Origin of the sequence: Methylotuvimicrobium alcaliphilum 20Z, from assembly GCF_000968535.2 — a bacterium.
Taxonomy (GTDB): Bacteria; Pseudomonadota; Gammaproteobacteria; order Methylococcales; family Methylomonadaceae; genus Methylotuvimicrobium; species Methylotuvimicrobium alcaliphilum.
The window spans coordinates 1,772,379-1,796,743 of record NC_016112.1; the positions used below are offsets into that span (position 1 = coordinate 1,772,379).

Annotated in this window: 20 protein-coding genes; 16 read left to right on the forward strand and 4 right to left on the reverse strand. The window is 49.5% G+C overall.

The window, feature by feature from the left end:
- Positions 1–62 precede the first annotated feature (62 nt).
- The 15 genes from lpxK (at position 63) to ylqF (ending at position 19,381) form a co-directional block, all read left to right on the forward strand.
- On the forward strand, positions 63–1,067 hold the full coding sequence (gene lpxK / locus MEALZ_RS07590; protein ID WP_046061446.1) for a tetraacyldisaccharide 4'-kinase: 1,005 nt from the start codon (positions 63–65) through the stop codon (positions 1,065–1,067).
- The gene (locus MEALZ_RS07595; protein ID WP_017839310.1) at positions 1,048–1,239 is read left to right on the forward strand and encodes a Trm112 family protein; all 192 of its coding nucleotides are present in this window, start codon (positions 1,048–1,050) and stop codon (positions 1,237–1,239) included. The genes lpxK and MEALZ_RS07595 overlap by 20 nt, the downstream gene beginning before the upstream one ends.
- Complete coding sequence (gene kdsB, locus MEALZ_RS07600; RefSeq protein ID WP_014148040.1) at positions 1,236–2,003, forward strand: 3-deoxy-manno-octulosonate cytidylyltransferase; 768 nt, start codon at positions 1,236–1,238, stop codon at positions 2,001–2,003. Before MEALZ_RS07595 ends, kdsB begins: the two co-directional genes overlap by 4 nt.
- 542 nt (positions 2,004–2,545) lie before the next feature.
- Positions 2,546–3,730, forward strand: coding sequence for an alanine transaminase (gene alaC / locus MEALZ_RS07605; protein ID WP_014148041.1), 1,185 nt, complete (start codon positions 2,546–2,548; stop codon positions 3,728–3,730).
- Between the two features lie 43 nt (positions 3,731–3,773).
- Positions 3,774–5,084, forward strand: coding sequence for a homoserine dehydrogenase (locus MEALZ_RS07610; RefSeq protein ID WP_014148042.1), 1,311 nt, complete (start codon positions 3,774–3,776; stop codon positions 5,082–5,084).
- A 6-nt stretch (positions 5,085–5,090) separates the two neighbouring features.
- Positions 5,091–6,185: a threonine synthase gene (thrC, locus tag MEALZ_RS07615; protein WP_014148043.1), complete on the forward strand. Its 1,095-nt coding sequence runs from the start codon at positions 5,091–5,093 to the stop codon at positions 6,183–6,185.
- A 383-nt stretch (positions 6,186–6,568) separates the two neighbouring features.
- A complete protein-coding gene (gene recJ, locus MEALZ_RS07620) occupies positions 6,569–8,314 on the forward strand; it encodes a single-stranded-DNA-specific exonuclease RecJ (RefSeq protein ID WP_014148044.1) in 1,746 nt (581 codons plus the stop codon).
- 170 nt (positions 8,315–8,484) lie between these two features.
- Positions 8,485–9,645 carry an HD-GYP domain-containing protein gene (locus tag MEALZ_RS07625; protein WP_014148045.1) on the forward strand — a complete coding sequence of 387 codons (1,161 nt, stop codon included), beginning with the start codon at positions 8,485–8,487 and terminating at the stop codon, positions 9,643–9,645.
- Between the two features lie 34 nt (positions 9,646–9,679).
- Positions 9,680–11,149 (forward strand): bifunctional ADP-dependent NAD(P)H-hydrate dehydratase/NAD(P)H-hydrate epimerase, encoded by a 1,470-nt coding sequence (locus tag MEALZ_RS07630; RefSeq protein WP_014148046.1) that lies wholly within the window; start codon positions 9,680–9,682, stop codon positions 11,147–11,149.
- Positions 11,149–11,622, forward strand: coding sequence for a tRNA (adenosine(37)-N6)-threonylcarbamoyltransferase complex ATPase subunit type 1 TsaE (tsaE, locus tag MEALZ_RS07635; protein WP_014148047.1), 474 nt, complete (start codon positions 11,149–11,151; stop codon positions 11,620–11,622). Before MEALZ_RS07630 ends, tsaE begins: the two co-directional genes overlap by 1 nt.
- Before the next feature lie 301 nt (positions 11,623–11,923).
- Positions 11,924–13,342: an N-acetylmuramoyl-L-alanine amidase gene (locus MEALZ_RS07640; protein ID WP_014148048.1), complete on the forward strand. Its 1,419-nt coding sequence runs from the start codon at positions 11,924–11,926 to the stop codon at positions 13,340–13,342.
- 1,046 nt (positions 13,343–14,388) lie between these two features.
- The gene (gene mutL / locus MEALZ_RS07650) at positions 14,389–16,206 is read left to right on the forward strand and encodes a DNA mismatch repair endonuclease MutL (protein WP_014148049.1); all 1,818 of its coding nucleotides are present in this window, start codon (positions 14,389–14,391) and stop codon (positions 16,204–16,206) included.
- Between the two features lie 7 nt (positions 16,207–16,213).
- Positions 16,214–17,152 (forward strand): tRNA (adenosine(37)-N6)-dimethylallyltransferase MiaA, encoded by a 939-nt coding sequence (gene miaA / locus MEALZ_RS07655; protein ID WP_014148050.1) that lies wholly within the window; start codon positions 16,214–16,216, stop codon positions 17,150–17,152.
- Between the two features lie 46 nt (positions 17,153–17,198).
- A complete protein-coding gene (locus MEALZ_RS07660) occupies positions 17,199–18,002 on the forward strand; it encodes a DUF2272 domain-containing protein (RefSeq protein WP_046061045.1) in 804 nt (267 codons plus the stop codon).
- A gap of 458 nt (positions 18,003–18,460) precedes the next feature.
- The gene (gene ylqF, locus MEALZ_RS07665; RefSeq protein ID WP_014148052.1) at positions 18,461–19,381 is read left to right on the forward strand and encodes a ribosome biogenesis GTPase YlqF; all 921 of its coding nucleotides are present in this window, start codon (positions 18,461–18,463) and stop codon (positions 19,379–19,381) included.
- Between the two features lie 241 nt (positions 19,382–19,622).
- Here the strand turns inward: ylqF and MEALZ_RS07670 are convergent, their stop codons facing one another.
- Positions 19,623–20,294 carry a DUF6655 family protein gene (locus MEALZ_RS07670; RefSeq protein ID WP_014148053.1) on the reverse strand — a complete coding sequence of 224 codons (672 nt, stop codon included), beginning with the start codon at positions 20,292–20,294 and terminating at the stop codon, positions 19,623–19,625.
- Between the two features lie 394 nt (positions 20,295–20,688).
- Between MEALZ_RS07670 and MEALZ_RS07675 the strand changes: the two genes are divergently transcribed.
- The gene (locus MEALZ_RS07675) at positions 20,689–21,249 is read left to right on the forward strand and encodes an IMPACT family protein (RefSeq protein ID WP_014148054.1); all 561 of its coding nucleotides are present in this window, start codon (positions 20,689–20,691) and stop codon (positions 21,247–21,249) included.
- A gap of 773 nt (positions 21,250–22,022) precedes the next feature.
- Here the strand turns inward: MEALZ_RS07675 and MEALZ_RS07680 are convergent.
- The 3 genes from MEALZ_RS07680 to MEALZ_RS07685 all read right to left on the reverse strand — a co-directional run bounded on the left by MEALZ_RS07680 (position 22,023) and on the right by MEALZ_RS07685 (position 24,349).
- A complete protein-coding gene (locus MEALZ_RS07680) occupies positions 22,023–22,232 on the reverse strand; it encodes a type II toxin-antitoxin system HicB family antitoxin (RefSeq protein ID WP_014148055.1) in 210 nt (69 codons plus the stop codon).
- An 8-nt stretch (positions 22,233–22,240) separates the two neighbouring features.
- Positions 22,241–22,375 carry a type II toxin-antitoxin system HicA family toxin gene (locus tag MEALZ_RS24000; protein WP_456299097.1) on the reverse strand — a complete coding sequence of 45 codons (135 nt, stop codon included), beginning with the start codon at positions 22,373–22,375 and terminating at the stop codon, positions 22,241–22,243.
- A gap of 609 nt (positions 22,376–22,984) precedes the next feature.
- Positions 22,985–24,349, reverse strand: a complete 1,365-nt coding sequence (locus MEALZ_RS07685) for an NAD-dependent succinate-semialdehyde dehydrogenase (RefSeq protein WP_014148057.1) — start codon at positions 24,347–24,349, stop codon at positions 22,985–22,987.
- Between the last annotated feature and the right edge of the window lie 16 nt (positions 24,350–24,365).

Here is a 24,365-nt window from a genome sequence, read left to right on the forward strand (position 1 = left end):
CTATGCGGCTGTTTTCGCGCCTTGCTACCGAACAAAATAGCATTGCCATAAAAGCCGAAAACATGACCGCACGAAGTATATCGCTCGATACCGTTTGGTATCAAGGCCGATTTCCCGCTAAGGTTTTATTACCGCTTAGTTGGGTTTTTAGAGGAGTCGTCGAGCTCAGGCGTTTTTTTTATCGCGCAGGTTGGGTCAAAAATCGGCGTCTGCCGGTTCCGGTCATCATCGTCGGAAATATCAGCGTCGGCGGTACTGGGAAAACGCCGTTAATTATCGCGTTAGCTAGGCTTTTGAAGCGGAACGGTTATAAACCTGGCGTCATTAGCCGCGGATATGGGGGTGAGGTCCGTGACGCTCCGGTTAAAGTCGATCCTTCGGGCAATGCCGCAGTAGTGGGCGATGAGTCTTTGTTATTGTCCAAGCACTCCGATTGCCCTGTCGCGGTCGGCGCAAATCGTTTTGAAGCAGGACATTTATTGTTGGAGCAAGACGGCTGCGATGTCATTTTATCGGACGACGGTTTGCAGCATTACAAATTGGCGCGCGATATCGAAATTGCTGTCGTCGACGGCGAAAGACAGTTCGGTAATGGTTATTGTCTACCGGCCGGGCCTTTGAGAGAACCGGTCGAACGACTGTTTGAAGTCGACTTTATCATCGAGAATGGAACAAAAACCGAAGACGAACGTTTTTCGATGACACTCAACGGCGATATGGCTGTCAATCTGACGACCGGTTCGGCCAAGCCATTGCAAGACTTTATCGGTTTGAGTTGTCATGCGGTGGCCGGAATCGGCAATCCCGACCGATTTTTCAACAAGTTGACCGCCGCCGGCCTGCATTGCATCAATCATAAATTCCCGGATCATTATTCGTATCGCGCCGACGATATTGAATTCGGGGAGTGTCCGGTATTGATGACCGAAAAAGACGCGGTCAAATGCTTCGGTTTCGCGCGCGATACGCATTGGTATGTACCGGTGACGGCCCACCTGGAGCCGGCCTTTACGAATCGATTTTTAACCTTATTGAGAGAAAAATATGATGGATACAAAATTACTTGAAATTCTGGTCAGTCCGGTCAGTAAGGGGCCGCTGATTTACGACAAAGAAAAACAGGAATTGATTTCTATTGCCGATCGCTTGGCGTTCCCGATACGCGACGGCATACCGGTCATGCTTGAAGACGAAGCCCGCGAATTGAGTCAAGAAGAAGCCGAAGCCCTGCGTAAATGAGTATTCCGTTCAAAGTCGTGATTCCGGCCCGCTACGGATCGACTCGGCTGCCGGGCAAGCCGTTGCTGACTATCGCCGGAAAACCGATGATCGCGCATGTCTGCGAACGGGCAAGAGAAGCCGATGCCGAAGAAATCGTCGTGGCAACCGACGATGCGAGGATTTTCGATAAAGTGTTGGAACTCGGTATTCAAGCCGTGATGACTCGCGGAGATCATCAAAGCGGGACCGAACGTATCGCGGAAGTCGCCGAGTTATGCGGATGGAGCGATGATACGATTATCGTCAATCTGCAAGGCGACGAACCGTTGATTCCGCCGGATTATATCCGGGATGCTGCGGAAGCATTGGCGGGTCAGCATCGTGCAGGTATTGCAACGCTTGCGGCACGCATTACCGATCCGGAAGAAATCTTCAATCCCAACTCCGTCAAAACGGTGCTGAATAAGAACGGTTATGCGCTTTATTTCAGTCGTGCGCCGATTCCGTGGGACCGCGATCATTTCAGTCGGCAGGGCAGGGACTTTTCCGGAAAAATCGATTATTTGCGCCATATCGGCATGTATGCGTACCGCGTCGATTTCTTGCGGCGTTATTGCGGTTGGGAAGCTTCACCGCTTGAGGCGGTCGAGTCATTGGAGCAGCTTCGAATACTCTGGCACGGCGAGTCGATTCTCGTTAACACCGTCGCCAAAACTCCGGAAGCCGGTGTCGATACCGAGGACGATTTAAAACGCGTGGAAAGGGTTTTAGGTGAAAGGTGAAAGATGAAAGATGAAAGATGAAAGATGAAAGATGAAAGATGAAAGAGGATTGGGTACGCTGCGCGGTTAAACGTTCATTTGCCGAGGCGATGGCCGGACCTTCATAAACGTTAATGGAAAACAGGCTTGACGGGCGCAAGGCGTAACCGTGGGACTTTTGAGACACGCACTAAGGGCTTTGGCTAATATTGGCGGGTACGGCTTTGGTACGCGCAACATACCCTTTAATTCCGGCGATAACCCGGTAAAAAAGTATTGATAAATTCTTTAATAAGTTCAATTTTCATTTTGATGCCTCCTGCTAAGTCGTTGATTTTTGGCTCTAGGAAGCAAGTAAAAGTAGGTTGACTGTCTGTTTTTCACCTCAAAAAAATAATAAACAATTGAATTATAATGATTAATATTTTATTTCGACAGCCTGCATCTTTCCTCTTTCTTCTTTCATCTTTCCTCTGATGTATAATTGACAGAGCCTTTGATTAACAGTAATTTAGACGGTTTTTTAAACTTACCGACTAACAAATCTTTCTTCAGAGCCGCAAATGGAACAATTTCATCGAATCAGTCGCTTGCCTCCCTATGTTTTCAATATTGTCAACGAGCTAAAAGCGAAAGCACGAGCGGCCGGGGAAGATATTATCGACTTCGGGATGGGTAATCCCGATCAGCCGACACCCGACCATATCGTCAATAAGCTAGTCGAGGCGGCTCAGCGAGAGGATACTCACCGTTATTCCGTTTCCAAGGGTATCCCTCGTTTACGAAGAGCGATATGTAATTGGTATAAGCATCGCTTTGACGTGGATTTGGATCCGGATACCGAGGCGATCGTTACAATCGGTTCCAAGGAGGGGCTAGCGCATTTGGCTTTGGCGACGCTGGGTCCCGGCGACGTCGTTCTCGTTCCGAATCCAGCCTATCCCATCCATCCGTACGGCGTCGTGATCGCCGGTGCCGATATTCGTCATGTGGCGTTGGTTGCCGGTGTGGATTTTTTCGAAGAACTGCATAAAGCCATCGTCGATTCATGGCCGAAGCCGAAAATGTTGATACTCAATTTCCCGGGTAACCCGACCACACAATGCGTCGATCTGGAATTTTTCGAAAAAATCGTTGAAGTGGCCAAAGAGCATAACATTTGGGTTGTTCAGGATGTCGCTTACGCAGATATCGTATTCGACGGTTACAAAGCACCGTCGATTCTTCAGGTTAAGGGCGCGACCGATATCGCGGTTGAATTTTTTTCGTTATCCAAAAGTTACAACATGCCCGGTTGGCGGGTCGGTTTCATGTGCGGCAACAAAGACTTGGTTGCGGCGTTGGCGCGTATTAAATCTTATCTTGACTACGGTACGTTTACACCGATTCAGATTGCGGCGATTACCGCGTTGGAGGGTCCGCAGGATTGTGTGGCCGAAATTGCCGAGATGTACCGGAAAAGGCGCGATGTCTTATGCGAAGGTTTGACGGCTGCAGGTTGGCCGGTGCCGAAGCCGAAAGCGACAATGTTCGTTTGGGCGCCGATTCCCGAACCGTATAAAGAAATGGGCTCGCTCGAGTTTTCGAAAAAATTGCTCGCCGATGCGAAAGTAGCCGTGTCGCCGGGGATCGGTTTCGGACAGTACGGAGACGATCACGTTCGTTTCGGTTTGATCGAAAACGAACACAGAACCCGACAAGCGATTCGCGGCATTCGACATATGCTCAAGAAAGACAAAGTTGTATAATGACCGATTTGTTCGGGTTATGGGAAATTAGTAGGAGTCGAATTTGAAGCCGGTCAAAGTAGGGGTCTTAGGTCTAGGTACCGTCGGCGGTGGCACCGTCAATGTCTTGAAACGCAACGCCGCCGAAATTGCGCGCCGGGCAGGGCGTGAAATTGTCGTAACGCGCGCCAGTACTCGCGATCTTGAGCGAAGCCGTATTTGCGATACGCAAGGCATCGCGTTGACGGCCGATCCTTATGAGATCGTCAACGATCCCGAGATTGAAATCGTTGTGGAGTTGATCGGCGGTGAAACGATTGCGAAAGACTTAGTGCTCAAAGCGATTGAAAACGGTAAGCATGTTGTAACCGCGAATAAAGCCTTGATTGCGCTGCATGGGAATGAAATTTTTGCGAAAGCCAGCGGCAAAGGTGTCATGGTTGCGTTCGAAGCCGCCGTTGCCGGCGGAATTCCTATTATCAAGGCGATTCGTGAAGGCTTGAGCGGCAATCAAATCGAGTGGGTGGCGGGCATTATTAACGGTACCGGCAATTTCATTTTGACCGAAATGCGAGACAAAGGCCGCGATTTCGCCGATGTCTTGGCTGAGGCTCAGGCTTTAGGTTATGCCGAGGCCGATCCGACTTTCGACGTCGAAGGAATCGATGCGGCGCATAAATTGACGATTTTGGCTTCAATCGCATTCGGTATCCCTTTGCAATTCGATAAGGTTTATACCGAGGGCATTACGCAAATCACGCGCGACGATGTCGATTATGCCGATACCTTGGGTTATCGCATCAAGCATCTGGGCATCGCGCGAAAAACCTCCGAAGGCATTGAGCTGCGCGTGCATCCGACCTTGATTCCCGCACGCCGATTGATAGCCAACGTCGATGGTGTGATGAATGCGGTATTGGTTAAAGGCGATGCGGTCGGGCCGACGCTGTATTATGGCGCAGGCGCAGGCGCCGAGCCGACGGCTTCATCAGTCGTTGCCGATGTGATCGATGTCGTTCGCGCATTAACGAGCGACCCCGAAAACCGCGTGCCGCACTTGGCCTTTCAACCGAACGCGCTGGCCGATATTCCGATGCTTTCGGCGGAGCAAATTCATACGGCTTATTATTTACGGCTGAATGCCGAAGATAGGCCGGGTGTATTGGCCGATATTACCCGTATTTTGGCTTTGCACGACATTAGTATCGAGGCGATTATTCAAAAAGAACCGCATGAAAACGAAAAATCGGTGCCGATTATCATGCTGACTCAAAATACACTGGAATCGGAAATGAATGCAGCGATTACCGTGATAGAACAATTGACGACCGTAACCGGCAAAGTGTGTCGCATTCGTCTGGAAACTCTGGGATAAAACATAATGACAATTCGTAAACGCTATACAGGTTTAATCGAAACTTATAGAGATCGACTGCCGGTCGCTGATGATACTCGCTTGATCAGTCTGGGCGAAGGTAATACACCTTTGATACAGCTGCAAAACATTCCAAGATTGATCGGTAAGGATGTCGACATCTACGTCAAATTCGAAGGCTTGAATCCGACCGGTTCGTTCAAGGACCGCGGCATGACGATGGCAGTCACGAAAGCGGTCGAAGAGGGCAGTCAGGCGATCATTTGCGCATCGACCGGCAACACTTCGGCTTCCGCGGCGGCCTATGCGGTACGTGCAGGCATCAAAGCGTTCGTGTTGATTCCGGAAGGCAAAATCGCGTTGGGTAAATTAGCGCAAACTTTGATGTACGGAGCCAAGATCATTCAGATCAACGGCAATTTCGATCAGGGCATGGCTTTAGTTAAGGAAATCGTCGATCATGCGCCGGTTTCAATCGTCAATTCGATCAATCCGTTCCGTCTCGAAGGACAGAAAACCGCAGCATTCGAAATCATCGACGAACTGGGTACCGCGCCCGATTATCACTGTCTGCCGGTCGGCAATGCCGGCAATATTTCGGCCTATTGGAAAGGCTATAAGGAATATTCGACCGATATCGGTTCGCTGAAAGCCGTGACGAATAAGCGTCCCGTGATGTGCGGTTATCAAGCGGCCGGCGCCGCGCCTTTCATCGCCAGGGAAATGATCGATCATCCCGAAACGGTCGCGACCGCGATACGCATCGGACGCCCGCAATCCTGGGATTTGGCTTGGACCGCGCAACGCGAATCGGAAGGTTGGTTTGCCGCGATGACCGACGAGCAAATTTTGGCAGCGCAAAAATTGTTGAGTTCGAACGAAGGTGTATTTTGCGAGCCTGCCTCGGCGGCATCGCTGGCCGGCGCGTTGCACGATATCGAATTGGGGAATATTCCCGAAGGCAGCACGATCGTTTGCACATTGACCGGCAACGGCATCAAAGACCCCGATATCGCGATCAAGCAATGTAAAGACGCGCACCCGGTTACGATCGAAGCCGATTTAGACGCAGTCAAGAAAGCGATACTCGATAGTCTATAAACGTAATTATCCAAATCCTCCTTATCGTTCCTACGCTGGAGCGCTCATCGTTATACATAAATTGTAGGGTACGCTGCGCGTACCAAAGCCGTGCCCTGGCGGTTCGGTTGGCACATGAACATCGCGGGGTTACCATGGTACGCACAGCGTACCCTACGCGGATCATCTGGTGTTAGGTGAGGGAGACTCGAGGGTATTAAGTGACGATAATTTGCTGGGTGTTGCATTTATGGGTTGAATTCGCCAGGGTTTGAGAGCAGTGATGGCGTGCCATCTGGAAAGACAGTCATGTAGTTGACGGTTATACTAACGAAACTGGGTTGGGTAATTTCCACTCGACCCTTGTCCCTTGAACCTTGCCCCTTTCTCCTTGCACCTTACCCATGTACTCCCAAGGCGTTAAAAAAACAATTATTCCCCGTCCTCCGGGTAAGAAAAAGCTGGATTTGGGTGATATGCACCCGGTTTTGCAGCGCATATTTCTAAGCCGGGGTATTAAATCCGCGGATGAATTAGACCGTTCGTTGGCTGGATTGCCTTCGCCGTGGCTTTTGTCCGGGATGAAGGACATGGTTGCTCATTTGATTGAAGCGCTAAGTCAGCAGCAGCGAATCACTATTGTGGCCGATTTCGATGCCGACGGGGCGACTAGTTGCGCTCTTGCTATCAGAGGCTTGCGCATGCTCGGAGCGGTCAATGTCGACTTCATCGTGCCGAATCGTTTCGAATACGGATACGGGTTGACGCCGGAGATTGTAGAGTTGGTCAAACGCCAAGAGCCCGAAATGATTATCACCGTCGATAATGGCATATCGAGCATAGCCGGCGTTGACGCGGCTAAGGCGCTGGGTATCAAAGTTTTGGTCACCGATCATCATTTACCCGGAGAATCACTTCCTGAGGCCGATGCAATCGTCAATCCTAATTTACCCGACGAACCTTTTCCTAGCCAAGCATTGGCTGGTGTCGGTGTGATGTTTTATGTCCTGACTGCATTAAGAAGTCGTCTTCGGGAAATCGATTGGTTTCAACAACAAGCCATCCCCGAACCGAATCTAGCGCAATTACTGGATTTGGTTGCCTTGGGCACGGTCGCAGATGTCGTGCCGCTCGATCAGACCAATCGAATCTTGATTCATCAAGGCTTGCAGCGAATTCGTTCGGGCCGTTGCCATCCGGGAATATTGGCCTTGATCGAAGTATCGGGGCGTAATTATCGGTATCTATCTTCATCCGACCTGGGCTTTGCAGTGGGACCAAGGCTCAACGCTGCCGGGCGCATGGACGATATGGCGCTGGGTATTCAGTGTTTGCTGACTGATGATGTTTCTTTGGCCAAGGATATCGCACAGCAGCTTGACGAGATGAACAGGGATCGCCGGGACATCGAAGGTCAGATGAAGATCGAAGCGATGAGTCTGTTGAACGAAATGAAAGCCTTAGATGAAAAACATCTACCGGCCGGCGTTTGCTTGTTCGATGAAAATTGGCATCAAGGTGTGATCGGTATTCTCGCATCGAGAATCAAGGATAGACTTCATCGGCCGGTCATAGCTTTCGCACCGGCCGGTAACGGCGAAATCAAAGGTTCGGCGCGATCGATTCCCGGTGTGCATATCCGCGACGTTCTGAGCGACATGGCCTCGGCTCATCCCAATATTCTTAATAAGTTCGGCGGTCATGCGATGGCGGCCGGAATGAGCATACAAATGCATGATTATCCGCCTTTTGCGTTAGCCTTCGATGAGATGGTCGGTCGGCGTATAGCGAATATGGACCTGGAACAGAAGGTGTATTCCGACGGGGAATTGTCGGAAAACGAGTTGACATTGGAATTCGCTGAGTTGTTGCAACGTTCAGGCACTTGGGGACAGGAGTTTCCGGAGCCGGTTTTCGATGGTGTGTTCGAAGTCATTCAGGCCCGTATCGTCGGGCAGCATCATTTAAAATTGGTGCTACGCCAGGCCGAAAACAAGCAGTTGATCGACGCGATTGCTTTCTTTATCGAAAAGCCCGAACAATGGCTGGGAATTCGAACGATTCATGCTGCTTACAAGTTGGATATCAATGAATACCGAGGCAATCGAGCCCTACAATTTGTGATTCAGTATCTGGAAAAACTCAATTAAATAATGGAATACGAACGAGGCTGATCTTACCGACCACTACTGAACTATCTAAAGTATTGCTACGAAGTGTGAAAGATATACTGAGACGTTAGAGTTCAGCTTTTCGTAAAATTTGTAGTCTTCAGGCTATACTGAATGGTACGAAAAGATTCCGAAGCTTTAGGTGCGCTATGGAAATAGAATTAGTCAAAGTCCAGTCCAGCGATATCGAATTAAATACGCCGCTGCCTTTTTCCATTTTTACCTTTGAACAATCGTTGTTGTTGAAGAAAAATACGATTGTTAGCACTGAAAAGCAACTTAACGTGTTGCTTGAAAAGGGTGTTTATAGGAATCTTACCGAACAAGAGATCGAGCTACGAGAGGCTTTAAAGCAAGAGCCGGATCAAAAAAAACTACAAACCAATCCGTTTACCGCTATCGCTTATTGCAACCAAAAACTGTATCCACTGCTGCAAGATATAGCAGCTCAAGAAGCCGAGGGTGCACAACCGCGAATAACGAAAATTGCCGAGCTTTTACGGATTATTACGGTATTCGATCCTAATGCCGCATTAGGCGCGATTCATTTACTAGGCTGCGCTAATAATTACGCCGTCATTCATTCGATTTATACGGCTGTATTGTCCGGCTTACTTGGTCGACGCAGGCAGTTATCCGATAAAGATAACGAATTGATCATTAGCGCGGCGCTGACGATGAATTTAGGCATGCTGAAATTACAGGATCAGCTTTATCGACAAGATTCTCCGTTGACAAGTGAGCAGCGTCAGCAAATCATAGAACACCCTAAACAAAGCGTCATGTTATTAAAAAAAGCCGGTATAGAATCAAGAGATTGGCTGGCGATGGTTTTACAGCATCATGAAAAAAACGACGGTAGCGGTTATCCCAATAAGCTCAGTGGAGGTGCTATTAGCGAAGGGGCTAAAGTCATCTCTTTGGTTGATATTTATACATCGTTGATCACCGGCCGCAAATATCGAGCTCCGGTTTTGGCGCATGATGCGATCAAATCGCTGTTTGCGAAACGCGGCAATGAAATCGATGAGCAATTGGCCAATCAATTCATTCGCGAAACCGGTATCTATCCCCCCGGTACATTCGTCGATTTGCAAAACGGCGAAATTGCATTGATTACTAAACGAGGCACAGTTAAGAACAGTAAAACATCGGGGCCTTACGCGCTCGCTCTTATAAGCCCTCGTGGTGCCTTTTATCGGGAGCCTCAAAAACGCGATTGCGGCATTGCGCTGTATAAGATTAGCAAGGCTTGCCCGGCGCCAAAGGTATTTAACGTTGATCAAGCCAATAAGTTTTGGGGCTATTAAGCCGAACTTAAAAACAATTATCTTCGATGAAGCAATGAATAGGCAAGACCTTCCAAACGAATTATATTCCGCCGATCAAGTAAGAGAACTGGACCGAACGGCAATCGATGACTTTTGCATTCCCGGTTATGAATTAATGTGCAGGGCAGGTCAATCGGTATTTGAGCGGGTCAAGGCGTTCTGTCCGGAGGCGACAAGTTGCTCGATTTTTTGCGGCGGCGGTAACAATGCCGGAGATGGCTATGTGATCGCGCGTTTAGCGATCGCTGCCGGAATGGAGGTAACGGTTTATTCTGTTGTCGAGGCTTCTAGGCTTAAGGGCGATGCGCTCAAGGCATATCGAGATTGTATCGATAGCGGCTGTAAAGTTGCGGCCTATGATACGAAAGCTTTACTTGGCGAAGAAGTGATCATCGATGCACTACTAGGTACCGGCTTGGATCGTGAAGTCGAAGGTTTGTATGCCGATGCGATAGCGGCCATCAATGCCAGTCGGGCTTTCGTCATTGCAGTCGATATTCCAAGCGGATTGAATGCCGATACCGGAAAAATCATGGGCTGTGCAGTCAAAGCGGATTTGACCGTGTCTTTTATCGGGTTGAAAAAAGGCTTGTTTACCGGAGATGCGCCTGATTATTGCGGAAAAATTTATTATGCATCGCTCGATATTCCTAACGCGGTTTTTGACAAGGTCGATTGTGCGGCGCAACGCATTCGTTTTCTGCAACCACCGCGAAGAAGTCGCTGTGCGCACAAAGGTCATAATGGGCATGTCTTAGTTATCGGCGGTGATCTCGGTTATTCGGGAGCGATTCGTATGGCAGGCGAAGCCGCGTTACGGGTTGGAGCAGGGCTCGTTACTGTGTTGACCCGGCCTGAGCATGCCATATTGATTAATAGCTCGCGGCCGGAATTGATGTGTCGAGGGGTAGTCGAGTCGGAGTGCATAGACACGATCATCGATAGTGCAGATGTTCTTGTATTAGGACCCGGGTTGGGACGAAGCGATTGGTCGAAAGGTTTATTCGATGCCGCGACCCGAGTCGCTAAGCCGATGGTGATCGATGCTGACGGCTTGAACTGGCTGGCGGATTCGGGGCAATACGGTGACCATTTCATATTGACGCCGCATCCGGGCGAGGCTTCGCGTTTGTTGAAATGCTCAGTATCCGAAGTCGAACATGATCGCTTCGCGGCAGTAAATTCGATCAGGCGGCAATATGGCGGTGTTTGTGTACTGAAAGGGGCGGGTACATTGATTGCTAATCACCATCATATCGCAGTTGCCGATGTCGGTAATCCGGGCATGGCAACCGGAGGCATGGGGGATGTTCTGACCGGGGTGATTGCCGGGCTGTTGGCTCAAGGGTTCAGCAATTGGGAAAGCGCCGAACAAGGTGTTTATATTCATGGTTCGGCTGCCGATGCGGCTGCTGTCGATGGCGGTGAGCGGGGCCTTTTGGCGACCGATTTGATGCCTTATTTGAGGCGCTTGGTAAACTAATGCAAATAAAACTGAGAAATACAGAGGCAACCGAAGCCTTCGGCGCCGAGTTGTCTAGGCTGTTGCCGCATAAGTGTCTGATCTTTTTAAAAGGCCAATTAGGCGCCGGAAAGACTACGTTGGTCCGGGGCTTGTTGAGAGCGTTTGGACATCAGGGAGCGGTTAAAAGTCCGACTTATACGCTCGTTGAGGAGTATATGTCGAATGGTCGGGCCGTTATTCATTTTGATTTGTATCGTTTATCTGACCCGGAAGAGCTGGAGTGGATCGGGATTAATGATTATTTGGATCAAGATGCGGTTTGTTTAATCGAGTGGCCGGAAATGGGCGAAGGTTTTCTGCCGGAGCCTGATTTAGTCTTGACCTTGAGCGTTGTCGGGCAAGAGCGAAACCTAAAAGTGGAAGCTAGCAATTTAAGCTTAAAAAATTTTTTATCTAACGTGATAAAACAAAGACATACTGCTATACTTTAAACGAATTTATAACTTGAATACTTTTAAAATTGAGAAATAACTAAGCGATTCATTGAAGTTCTTGTATTTTCAATTGCTTAGGGAAGGACAAAAAAACTGTCGGTTGCGAAAGATATAAAATGCCCGTTCCTTAACGTCTAATTTCGGTGCTCAAGTCTTAAAGTTATAGAAAAGTTAAAAAGATAATGTCTGCTAATTTTAATTGAACTGGATACTTATTAAAATTAAGTCCGGAAATTTAGCGTCAAACATTCAATGACGGGGATTTACCGTCGGTAAAATAGCAAGCTTAGGTTAGGTCATGCGTAGTTTTATCAATATCTTATTCATTGCGGTGTTGCATTTCTGGGCAGGGTCGGCGTTTGCGCAACAAACGGCGGTTAATTCCTTGAAGCATCAAGTGTCTTCCGATCACTCTAGTTTGATTTTCGATCTATCGGCAAAATTTTCACATAAAGTATTCCAACTAGATAATCCTCCGCGTTTAGTTATCGACATCCGTGATGCTCGCTTAAACGGAAAACTTGACCAGCCGTCTGCGAATCATCCGTTGTTTAAAAAAATTCGAAGCGCGGTTCGTAACGACAAAGATTTGCGAGTTGTCGTCGATTTGAAAAAGAACGGAATAGCTAAGAATTTGACGATTCCTGCTAATCAATCCGGTGGCTATCAATTGATGATTGATTTTTTTGCCAAACAGGACGGTCTTGCTGCCAAGCCTCCCGTTACACTGTCGGTTGCATCGCATCCATTGGTTTCAAAGCGAAACGCTTCGCTTAATCCCGTTAAAAGGCCTTCCGCGAGGTCCGAAGCGTTAGCTGTAGCACATAATAAACCGGTGAAAAAAGCGCCGCAACGAAGCAAAGACGTTGTAATAGCGATCGATGCCGGACATGGCGGTCAAGACCCTGGGGCAAAAGGTCCGCACGGCACTCATGAAAAAGATGTGACTTTTGCGATCGCAAAAAAATTGGCGGCATTGATCGATAGGAAGCAGGGAATGAGAGCCGTGATGGTGCGTCAGGGCGACTATTATATCGATCTGAAAAAACGCATGAAAATCGCTCGAGAATCAAAGGCCGATTTATTTGTATCGATCCATGCCGATGCCTACGATAATCCAAGCGTTAAAGGTGCGTCGGTATTTACCTTATCTAACAAAGGTGCGACGACCGAAATGGCGCGATGGTTGGCTAATCATGAAAATTCCGCCGATCTGGTTGGAGGCGTCAGCTTAGTCGATAAAGACGACGTATTGGCGTCCGTGCTACTCGATCTATCGATGACCGCCACTCAAGAAGCCAGTCAAAATGCAGCGACAAAGGTGCTCGGAAGTCTGAAGCAAGTTGGTCATTTACACTCTAGATCGGTGCAAAAAGCAGGTTTTTTGGTGCTTAAATCGCCCGATGTACCGGCAATATTGGTCGAAACTGCCTTTATTTCGAACCCGGACGAAGAAAGTAAATTGCGTAGTGTTGCCCATCAGAACAAAATGGCCAGAGCTATTTTCAATGGTATCGACAGTTACTTTCAGCAAGCGGCGCCGGCCGGAACATATATTGCCGAACAAGGTCGGCAACACGTCATCAGCCGAGGCGAAACTCTGTCAGGTATAGCGCAGCAATACGGAATCAGCATGCAGAAAATTAAAACGACTAATGCAATGAATGGTAATCAGGTTAGGATCGGCCAAGTTTTAAGTATTCCTGTTGATGGGTGATTTTTAAAGGTGAAAGACGAAAGGTGAAAGGTGAAAGGTGAAAGGTGAAAGGTGAAAGGTGAATCGGGGTTTGGTTTACCAATCCTGTTATCTATACCTTTCGCACTTCAAATTTCGGGAATGCCAGAGGAGGCGCCGGGGTGTTCGACAAAGGCTTTGTCAGCATGGTGCTGGCATAGAGCCTACAGGGACGTATTCACGGCGTCCTTTGACGGCCACCCCTGCGCCGAATTTTGATATACGATGAGTATATAAACATAAATGAGCAGTTGAGGCTTCACCAGGCCGGTGAAAGTGTTGTAGACCCTTCATGCTTTGACTTGGCTCAGTACGAACGGTCTACAACACATGCCAACTGCTTTTTTCAGGATAAAAAGCACTTTATCTACGAAACACGCGAAAATCACGCAGATTTTTGCTTGTTTTAATTGGCTTCCCACCTGAGGCGGGACAAAAGCACTAAGGATTAACCGTTCGCCCTGAGCCTGTCGAAGGGTGAATGGAAAAATCCTGGGTCGATAAGTTAAGCCGTCCATGGTTCGACAGGCTCACCACGAACGGCTTAACTTAACCTGATTAGCAAGATGCTTCAGCTTGCTGAAGCCAACTGTCCGAGCAGCGGCCAGTCGTAGCCACTTCTGCGGGACGGGTTATTTAACCCGTCCCCAACGTTTCGGTTTGCCCTAAACATTTCGGCTGACTTCGGCCAAAGTCAAAACGTTTAGGACGGGGTTGCAAACCCCGTCCTGCTAGGAATATGCTGGTTTTTGGGCTTTAGCTGAAGAAACTTGCTAATCAGGTAACTTAATGGCAGTGACCTAAGGCGGGACAAAAGCACTAAGGATTAACCATTCGCCCTGAGCCCTTCGGCTGCGCTCAGGAGAGCCCTGTCGAAGGGTGGACGGTTAATCCGCCCATGGTTCGACAGGCTCACCACGAACGGATTAACCTTAAACTGTTCCGCATTAAGTGAGTAGCCTTGTAATTCAAACTGACACGGCTTTGACCGATCGGCTAAAATAGCCGATTTGGTTTCAGACTGTTCAATGCGTATTCATTCTCTTCCGACTCAACTCGTCAATCAGATCGCCGCAGGCGAGGTCGTCGAAAGGCCTTCTTCGGTCGTTAAGGAGTTGGTCGAAAATTGCTTCGATGCCGGGGCTACGTCTGTTGCCATCGAAATCGAGCAGGGAGGCATGCGCCGGATCAAAATTCGAGACGACGGCTGCGGTATCGACAAGGATGACCTGCCGCTGGCCTTGTCTCGCCATGCCACCAGCAAAATCGCGACACTCGACGATTTGGAGCATGTTTCGACAATGGGTTTTCGCGGCGAAGCCTTGCCCAGCATTAGCTCGGTCGCCCGGCTGACGTTGATTTCCAGAACCGAGGCTGCCGATTGCGCGTGGCGAGTCGATGCGGACGGTTCCGAGCAAAATTTCGATCCGAAGCCTGACCCGCATCCTCAAGGCACGACCGTCGATGTGCGCGATTTGTTTTACAACACCCCGGCTCGCCGAAAATTTCTCAAAACCGAAAAAACCGAATTCGGTCATATCGAAACGTTGATTAAACGCATGGCGTTGAGCCGTTTCGATATCGGATTTGCCTTGACGCATAATCAACGCGAAGTGTTGAATCTAAAACCGGTCACGACCGAGGTGCAGCGCGAACAGCGTATCGCCGGTATTTGCGGTTCGGAGTTCATCGACAATTCGGTCAAAATCGATTTCGAGGCTTCGGGTTTGCAATTGACCGGATGGGTCGGTTTGCCGACTTTTTCGCGAAGCCAGCAGGACATGCAGTTTTTTTATGTCAACGGCCGTTTGATCAAGGACAAGTTGGTCTCGCATGCGGTGAAACAGGCTTATCAGGATGTGCTTTATCACGGCCGCCATCCGGTATTCGTGCTGTATTTGAATCTCGATCCGGCCTTGGTCGATGTCAACGCGCATCCTGCTAAACTCGAGGTCCGTTTCAGGGAAGGCCGTCTGGTCCATGATTTTCTGTATCGGGCGCTGCATCGGTCTTTGGCCGATTTACGGCCGGGGAGTCAAGAACAACGGTCCGTTCCGATTGAAGAATTTGTTCCGATGCCGCCGCAAACTTCGGAGCAGCCGCCCGTCAATCCGCAAGTCCAATTTCAAGCCAAGCCGAAGCAAAATACGCTGCCGCTGCATGTCGAGGAGGATATTCGCGCTTACGCATCACTGTATCCGGCGGCCGAGCCGGAACCTGAAAGCAAAAGCCCCAAGCCCGCACCACCCGGCGAAGAGTCGTATCATCCTTTGGGGTATGCCGTCGCGCATCTGCATAATATCTATATTCTTGCCGAAACGCCGAAAGGCATCATTCTGGTCGATACGCACGCAGCGCATGAGCGCGTCACCTATGAACGCTTGAAGCAACAATTCAATAACGGTAGCGTGCCGAGTCAGCCATTGTTGTTGCCGATCAAGATCGCGGTCAGCGCTGGTGAAGCCGATTTGGCCGAACAGCACCAGGATTTTTTCAATGCGCTCGGGTTCGAATTGAACCGCTCGGGTCCTGAAACGATCGTGTTGCGTTCGGTGCCGGTATTGTTGGCCGGCGGCGATAGCGAGGCACTGATTCGGGACGTGTTGGCCGATATCATCGAGCACGGCTTGAGCACGCGGATTCAGGAAAAAGCCAATGAAGTTCTCGCGACGGTCGCTTGTCACGGCTCGGTCCGAGCGCGCCGCCGTTTGTCGATCGACGAAATGAATGCCTTGTTGCGAGACATGGAACGGACCGAACGCATCGGGCAATGTAATCATGGACGCCCGACTTGGGTCGAACTATCGACTCAGGAACTGGATAAATTTTTCCTGCGCGGACGGTAAGCGTATCGTGAACGAAAAAGCCAAACCCACGGCGGTTTTTTTGATGGGGCCGACAGCTTCCGGCAAGACCTCTTTATCGGTGCGACTGGCCGAAGCGCTCGATGCCGAGATTATCAGTGTCGATTCGGCGCTCGTCTATCGCGGCATGGATATCGGTACCGCGAAACCCACGCCGGCTGAAAGAGGCGGCATTGCGCATCATTTGATCGATATTCTCGATCCGAGCGAGACATTTTCGACCGGACAATTTCGATCCCGAACGCTGGAATTGATCGCGGATATCAGCGCGCGCGGCAAATTGCCCTTGTTGACCGGCGGCACGATGCTGTATTTCAATGCGCTCAATCACGGATTGGCGCAACTGCCGACCGCCGACGCTGCGGTCAGGGCTGAACTGGATAAAGAGCTCGAACACATCGGCAAGGAAGCGATGCATCGGCGACTGGCGCAAGTCGATCCAGACTCCGCCGCGCGTATTCATCCGAACGATCCGCAGCGGGTGCAACGGGCGCTCGAGGTGTATCGATTGACCGGCAGAACCTTGACCGAATTGTTCAGCGAAGCAGAGACCCAGCCGCTTCCTTTTCGCGCGGTCAAATTGATCATCGCGCCGCAGGACCGAAAACTACTACACGAAATCATCGCAAAACGGTTTCATCAAATGTTGGAACAAGGCTTGGTCGAAGAGGTGGAAAAACTTTATCGGCGCGGCGATTTATCGGAAAAAATGCCGTCGATACGTGCGGTCGGTTACCGACAAGTGTGGTCGTATTTACAAGGCGAATACGAGCATGCCGAGATGACCGAGAAAGCCATCGCCGCGACCCGGCAATTGGCGAAGCGGCAGTTCACCTGGTTGCGTCGTGAAAGCGATGCTCACGCACTAATCAGCGGCGATCCGAAAGCATTGGACCTCGCTTTGCGGTATATTGTCGAGTCGGGTTGAGCCGTATTCTGGAGGAGCCGTGTCTAGACTTTCGATAGCTTGTAGGATGTGCACCGCGTACCTGTTGCAATGGATAAGACGCCCCGAATCTTTTCTACGATCGCTATTTTGGCTGCCGATACTGTTGATGTCCGCTTGCACGACACCGGTCAAGGACGGGACGTTCCGGATCATGTATCAAAGCGGTATGGATCCGGTTTTCGCGATTCCTTCGGTTCGGGAACGCATGATCTATTTGGCGCAACAGGAATGGTCTCTATTCGGACGTCCCATAGCCGACTATAACGGCGGCGAACCCGAATTGATCTTTCCAGAAGACAAGGAGGCGACGCACGAAACCCAAGCACCTTATTTCTCCCGAGTCATTCTTTATTGGTACAACGCGACGCATTTGCCTTTATTAAATCACGAAGGTGAAGTTCGGCCCTGGTCGGCTGCCTTTATTGTTTGGTTGGCGCGTAGCGCCGGTGTGTCGGAACAGGATTTGCCTTCGACCGTGTTGCATTGGGACTATATCCAACATTCTCTGTCGGCCGGAAAAAATGCCCGCTTTATCGCCCGCGACGCGCATTTTTTCAGTCCTAAACCCGGCGATTTGTTATGCGCGCCGCGCAGCGAAGTTTTTACGCAACAAGTCCAGTCATTCAAACAATTACGCAGAGGGCCTTATCATTGCGATTTGGTCGTGGCCAAAAACCACGATGCGCTCGAAGTGATCGGCGGCAATGTGCTCGATGCGGTGTCGATGACGCGCGTGGAATTGGATGGCAAAGGCATTGTAAAGCCGACCCAAGAGCGCCCTTGGTTGATTGTTTTGGAGCAGAGGGAAGGTAATAAAGAGGAAAGGTGAAAGGTGAAAGGTGAAAGGGGAAAGATGAAAGGGGAAAGATGAAAGGTGAAAGATGAAAGATGAAAGATGAAAGATGAAAGGTGAAAGGTGAAAGGTGAAAGGGGAAAGGGGAAAGATACCGCTGTTCCTGCTTGGGAAAGCTATACTCGAAGCTCAAGCTTCGCGATATAGAGCATGGGTGGGGGCTGTGTGCGTGTATCATCACATGAACTGCGACAGTTCTTGTTGCCACGCTCCAGCGTCTAGTAACGACAATAAGATAGGCAGAAGAGAAGCCCGCGATACGAATGAACGGATCATTACGTGATGAAGCGGAGGTCTTGTCATCGATAAGCTTCAGATGCATTTGTGACAAAGAGGATGGAAACGCTGCGAGCGGTTTTATAACACCCGTTCGACGCTGGAAAGGGGAAAGATGGACTTGGTTTATGATTTTTATTGGAATTTGACGATTTATTATGCATATACAATGGTATCCGGGGCACATGCACAAGGCGGGGAAGGAAATCAGGGAGATTGCGCCTCAGGTCGATTTGTTCATTGAAATTCTCGACGCGCGTATTCCGTTCAGCAGTGAAAATCCGCTATTAGCGCAACTTCGTGGTTCTAAGCCTTGCATCAAGGTATTGAATAAATGCGACTTGGCCGACTTTGATGCAACGCGGCAATGGCAAGGTTATTTGGAGCGCGAACAAGGCGTGAAGACGCTAGCGCTCAGTATCGAACAACCGGAAAAAATCAAGCAGTTGCCGGAATTATGCCGCAAATTGCTGGCTTTTGAAGAGTCGGATAATCGATTGATTCATGCGTTGATCATGGGCATACCGAATGTCGGAAAATCCACATTGATCAATGCCTTGGCCGGACGAGTCATCGCTAAGACTGGCAATGAGCCGGCTGTCACTAAATCTCAGCAGCGCATCGCAATCGGAAACAATATCGTTTTGCTCGATACGCCAGGTATGCTCTGGCCGAATTTGGAAAATAAAAATACCGGCTACCGGCTCGCGGTGACCGGCGCGATCAAGGATACCGCGATCAAGCATGACGATATTGCGTATTTTGCCGCCGAATTTTTGCTTAAACTTTATCCGAATTATCTAGTTGATCGATTCAAGCTCGATCCTCTTCCTAACAACGAGCACGACTTGATGCTTGCTATTGGGAAAAGCCGAGGTTGTTTGCGCTCCGGCGGCCGAGTCGATCTCGACAAGACCGCTAAGATATTGTTGTCCGAACTTCGTTCGGGGATGTTGGGCAGACTCACGCTGGAAACGCCGGCGATGATGGAGCAAGAGTTGGCCGAGCTGGCCGTGATCAGGGAGCAGAAGGCTGCGAAAAAGTTGGTACGAAAGCAAAAACGCAAAGGTGCTCTTTAAACTAGAAAAGCATTTCACCATGAAGATAATGAAGGAGAGAGAATTGAGTGCTTTATAAACTGTATCAATACCATAAATGAACTCAATGGATAAACTCAATGCAGTAATACAGCATTTTCAGATCCAGTTAATGACTAAAAAATATTAAAACAATGGCGGTACTGGAGCGCATGCTTCGCCTGCATCTCAGCGGTAATAATGATGACATAGGCTCTTCATGGTTAAATTTCCGGATTCTGGTTTAAAATCCGCCATTGATCAACAAACGTTCATGAAGCCTGAGACTTTCATGTTCGTCGCGGGCATTTTCCGGTACCAAATCGGAATCGGTCCAGCTGATTAATAACACTGTCCACTCAACGAATCGAGAAAAACCATAGCTTGGCTCAATAACACTTTCCAGCGTGCCTTCCTTGGCGTCATACACAGACAAGCCAATCTTGGCGATGCCTTCCAGTTTATTGTTGCCCAGCAAAATGATTTCCGGTATCGGAATGGTTCCCGTCAGCGGAATGGGGACGTTCAGGTCCGGTAGTCCCAGCCAACGGCTTTTGTGTTGATTGATCGACAAGGCGCCCAAACGGATTTCGATAATGGAATCGGCCTCCTTTCTATCCCTGACAACGGGGTATCCAAGAGTCAATAACTGGTTTTTGATCGCGCCTATGGCATATTTAGCATCGGTGCTGACGGTATCGAAATATTGAGTGTCCAGGAAAATTTTATGGTGTTTCGGTAAATTAATCGCCAATTTTTGTGCGGCGTGATCGGCTGCAGTGGAGAGTAAGAGTTGTTCGGTTGCGGTCCGCGCCGGCAGCGATTCCCTTACCGTTGAACAGCCTGTTAACGTTAGGGCGAAAATGCCGATGATGGAGCAATAATAGCGTAGGCAATAATTAAAAGGGGTAGTCATAATTGAACAAAGGTTGATCCTAAATTTGGCAGTCAGTCCACGAAAATAACGAAATACACGAACGTAATCATCCGGTTACATAAATCTCTTGAGTCACCCATTGGGTAAGCAACTTGAATAGTATACCCGTCGTAGCTCAAAATTCGGCGCCTGGGTGTCCGCTAAAGGACGCCGTGAATACGTCCATGTAGGCTCTATGCCAGCTCCATGCTGGCAAAGCCTTTATCGGACACTCAGGCGCCTCCTCTGGCACTGCCGAAACTTGAAGTGCGAAAGGTATATAACTAATTGAATATTTTCGTGATTTTCGTGTGTTTCGTGGACAAAAATGCTTTTTCTAGGTTGATCGCAGGTGACGATTCGTTATTGAATCCTAAAGAAATCGAAAATAAAAATGCAGTACATCAAATCACGTCATACGATTGAAGACATCATCAAAAAATCGCGTTTTATCGGAGTCATTATACCTGTTGCCGATGAGCAGGAGGCTTTGCAATGTCTCAGGCAGTTGGCGGCCGACTATCCGGATGCCAGTCATATCGCTTTCGCTTATCGAATTCGGACGGAGCAAGTATTCATTTGTCGTTTTCATGATGCCGGCGAGCCGTCCGGCACGGCCGGCAAACCGATTTTTCAGCATTTGGAGGGTAAGGATCTCATCAACGTGTTAGTCGCGGTGATTCGTTATTTCGGTGGCGTGAAACTCGGTGCTGGTGGGTTGACGCGGGCTTACGGCAACGCTGCGAAGCATGTCATCGAATCGGCGGAAATCATAGATTATGTGGAACTGACAAGAGTCAGATTAACGCTCGCCTATCCTCAAATGCAGCAGTTCGAGTATCAACTCAAAAAATTGGACGGGCGAATTTTACAGCAGGATTTTTCCGAGCAGATCGATTTTTTGGTTGAATTACCCGCCGCTAATCAAGAGGCTTTGTTCAAGTTTTTAGCTTGACTAGGTTTGCTTCTTTTCACAGTTCCCGATTTTTGCGTGGCATAGGTTGACCTTAAGGATTCGCGCGAGAATGGGCAATAGTAACTATGGATTCGGTCATATACCCTTTGCTGGTCAAAATTCGGTGTCGGGGTGCCCGTCAAAGGACGCCGTGAATACGTCCGTGTAGGCTCTATGATAGCATCCATGCTATCAAAGCCTTTGCCGGACACCCCGGCACCTCCATAGGCAAATGCCGAAATTTGAAGTGCGATAGGTATAAATAACTTCCCTATTTTTAATGCACGGTAAGCAGGTTCGGTAACTCGATTGACAGGTTGTCGGCGGCAGGGCGGATTTTTTGCTCCTGCATTGCCTTAATACACGCCATCCATGGCAATTAGTCGCTGTCGTCAAGCCTGCACGGACGTATTCACCCAGTACCTAAATTCCATAGCCCATTGGTCATGGTTAACTATCTTGGGTAATTTAGGTGCTGGGTCTGTCAAGCGAGTCACCGAACCCGCTACAAAACTCATAGCTCCAGGAAGTTATTTTTCACGAAATCTTAAGATAATGTGTCTATCATGCGTATTCCGATCAAAACCGCTAGGCATTCCGATCGCTAACCGTCACCGATTCCTCTAAAACCCAGCCAGGTTTTGAATGCCTTGGATCGGCCATTTTGCGATATTCAAAGATTTTAGCGTGTGATGGCAGTAAGTACGAAAGCAATCGCTTAGCGCCCCGGTTAACCGGCGCGGGCTTTGCCCGCGTCCGAGTTGAACCGGTTGTTAGGCGACATCAACGTATTCGACGTGGCTGCTTGGGGGAGGAATGGGCTCGCCGTCTTCTCGCATTCCATCAAGATGGAACTCGATAGCCTCGCGAATTTCGGCCTCTACCTCGTCGATCGTGGCTCCAGTCGCGATGCAACCCGGCAAGTCGGGAACATATGCTGAGTAATTGTTTTCTGCCTTTTCAATGACAATTGCGTACTTCATAGCTGCACCTATTTCCAGCCTGCCTGTGCCTGTTTGTAAATGCTGTCCACCGTTCCGACAGCTAAATCATCCCCGGGTTTTCCCGGCACCGTCACCCTACCGGGTTTCGAAGGGTGCTTGAATACCGCGCGTGCTGTGGTGATACCACCCGTCGTCCTTTAGTTTCCGAAGAATATCATGTACTTTCATTAGCTTCGATGACCCCACCCTCCGAGCTTACTTGCTCGCCTAACGGGTCAGATAAGGAGCGCCTAAGCGCCTGCTTGATCTAATTGATGGCGTTATGTTTGATACGGTATGACGTTTTGACATGTTCAAGCTCCTTATCTGACCCGATGGCTCCGCGAAGCGGAGCCATCAAGTTATTGTCCCGACCGGGCTAACATACGGCTTTTCCTGCTTTATTGTCAAGAATGCTGCTTCAACGCTAGATGTTCTAAACGGTATAACCTACATTTCATTCATGATAAATCGATCGGGATAATTCCAAATCCACGTTTTGAATGACCGCAATTACCAACTCAAGCGACAGTCAAACATCTAAATTAAGAGACCGGTTTGGGTCGTATGCGAACCCTCGACCCATAAAGCAAGTAACCATCCACATAGGAGTTGCTGTAAGATTTAGCAAAGCGCCGACCGGCTTAAGGTTTGGGGGTAACTGCCTGTTAGTTTGAGTATAGATGCTTGATTGCAAGTCCTGGTACCGTTTTGCGTCGCCTTTCCAAGGCCCCTCGCAATGACAGTAGTAATCATTTAATCCAGATCGTCTTGGCATTCACAAACTCGCGAATACCATGATGCGATAACTCACGCCCATAACCGGAACGTTTGATACCACCAAACGGCATCCGCGGATCGCTTTTTACTAAGCCGTTCACAAACGCCGCACCGCATTGCAGCTGTCGCGCCACGCGTTCACCGCGCGCGTTGCTTTGCGTCCAGACACTGCCGCCAAGGCCGAAGTCGCTGCTGTTGGCAATAGACACTGCATCATCTTCATTCTTGGCGCGAATCACGATTGCGACCGGGCCGAACAGTTCTTCGTGCCAGGCACGCATACCGGGTTTAACATGATCAATAATGGAGGCTTGGTAATAAGCACCACTGCCGGCTTCTGGCGCGCAACCGGTAACAATCTTCGCGCCCGCCTCGATACTTTCAATCACCTGCTTATGTAATTCATCGCGCAGGTCATGGCGCGCCATCGGTGCCAGGGTGGTATCTACACTCATTGGGTCACCAGTACGCAGATCTTCCACAGCGGCTTTGAATTTTTCCAGAAATGCATCGGCAATCGCATCCACCACGATAAACCGCTTGGCCGCGATACAGCTCTGGCCACCATTCATATAACGCGAAGTCACACCCTGCTTTACCGCCAGTTCCAGATCGGCGTCGTCCAGCACGATAAAGGCATCCGACCCGCCCAGTTCCAGAACGGATTTTTTAATATTCGCGCCGGCTGCCTCCGCCACCGATTTTCCGGCCGGCTCACTGCCGGTCAAGGTCACAGCCTTGACTCGTGGATCATCGATCACACCACGTACCTGAACTGATCCGATCATCAGTGTCGTGAAGACCCCTACGGGAAAGCCGGCCTCCTTAAACACAGATTCAATTGCCTGCGCACACTGCGGCACATTCGAGGCGTGTTTCAATAATCCGGTATTACCCGCCACCAGTGCCGGAGCCGCAAAGCGAAAGACCTGCCAGAATGGGAAGTTCCATGGCATCACCGCTAGGATGATCCCCAACGGCTGATAAGCGACCAGACTCTTGGCGGCGTCGGTTTCGATATATTCATCTTCGAGGAACCCCGGCCCGTGTTCGGCATAGTACTCACATACCCAGGCACACTTCTCGATCTCGCCGCGCGATTCTTTGATCAGCTTACCCATTTCCTGGGTGATGATCGTGGCCAACTCTTCCTGACGTGTCCGCAAGACCTCCGCTGCTTTATACATCAGCTCACAACGTTTTTTGATCGGCGTGTCGGCCCACGGCCCGGCTGCCAGTTCGGCAACATCCATTGCCTTGGACAACCGGGACGCTTCCCAGTTGTCCAAGGTTAGTATAGTGCTACCGTCAACGGGGTTGATTGCATGAAAGGCCATTGGCTGCTCCCTGAGT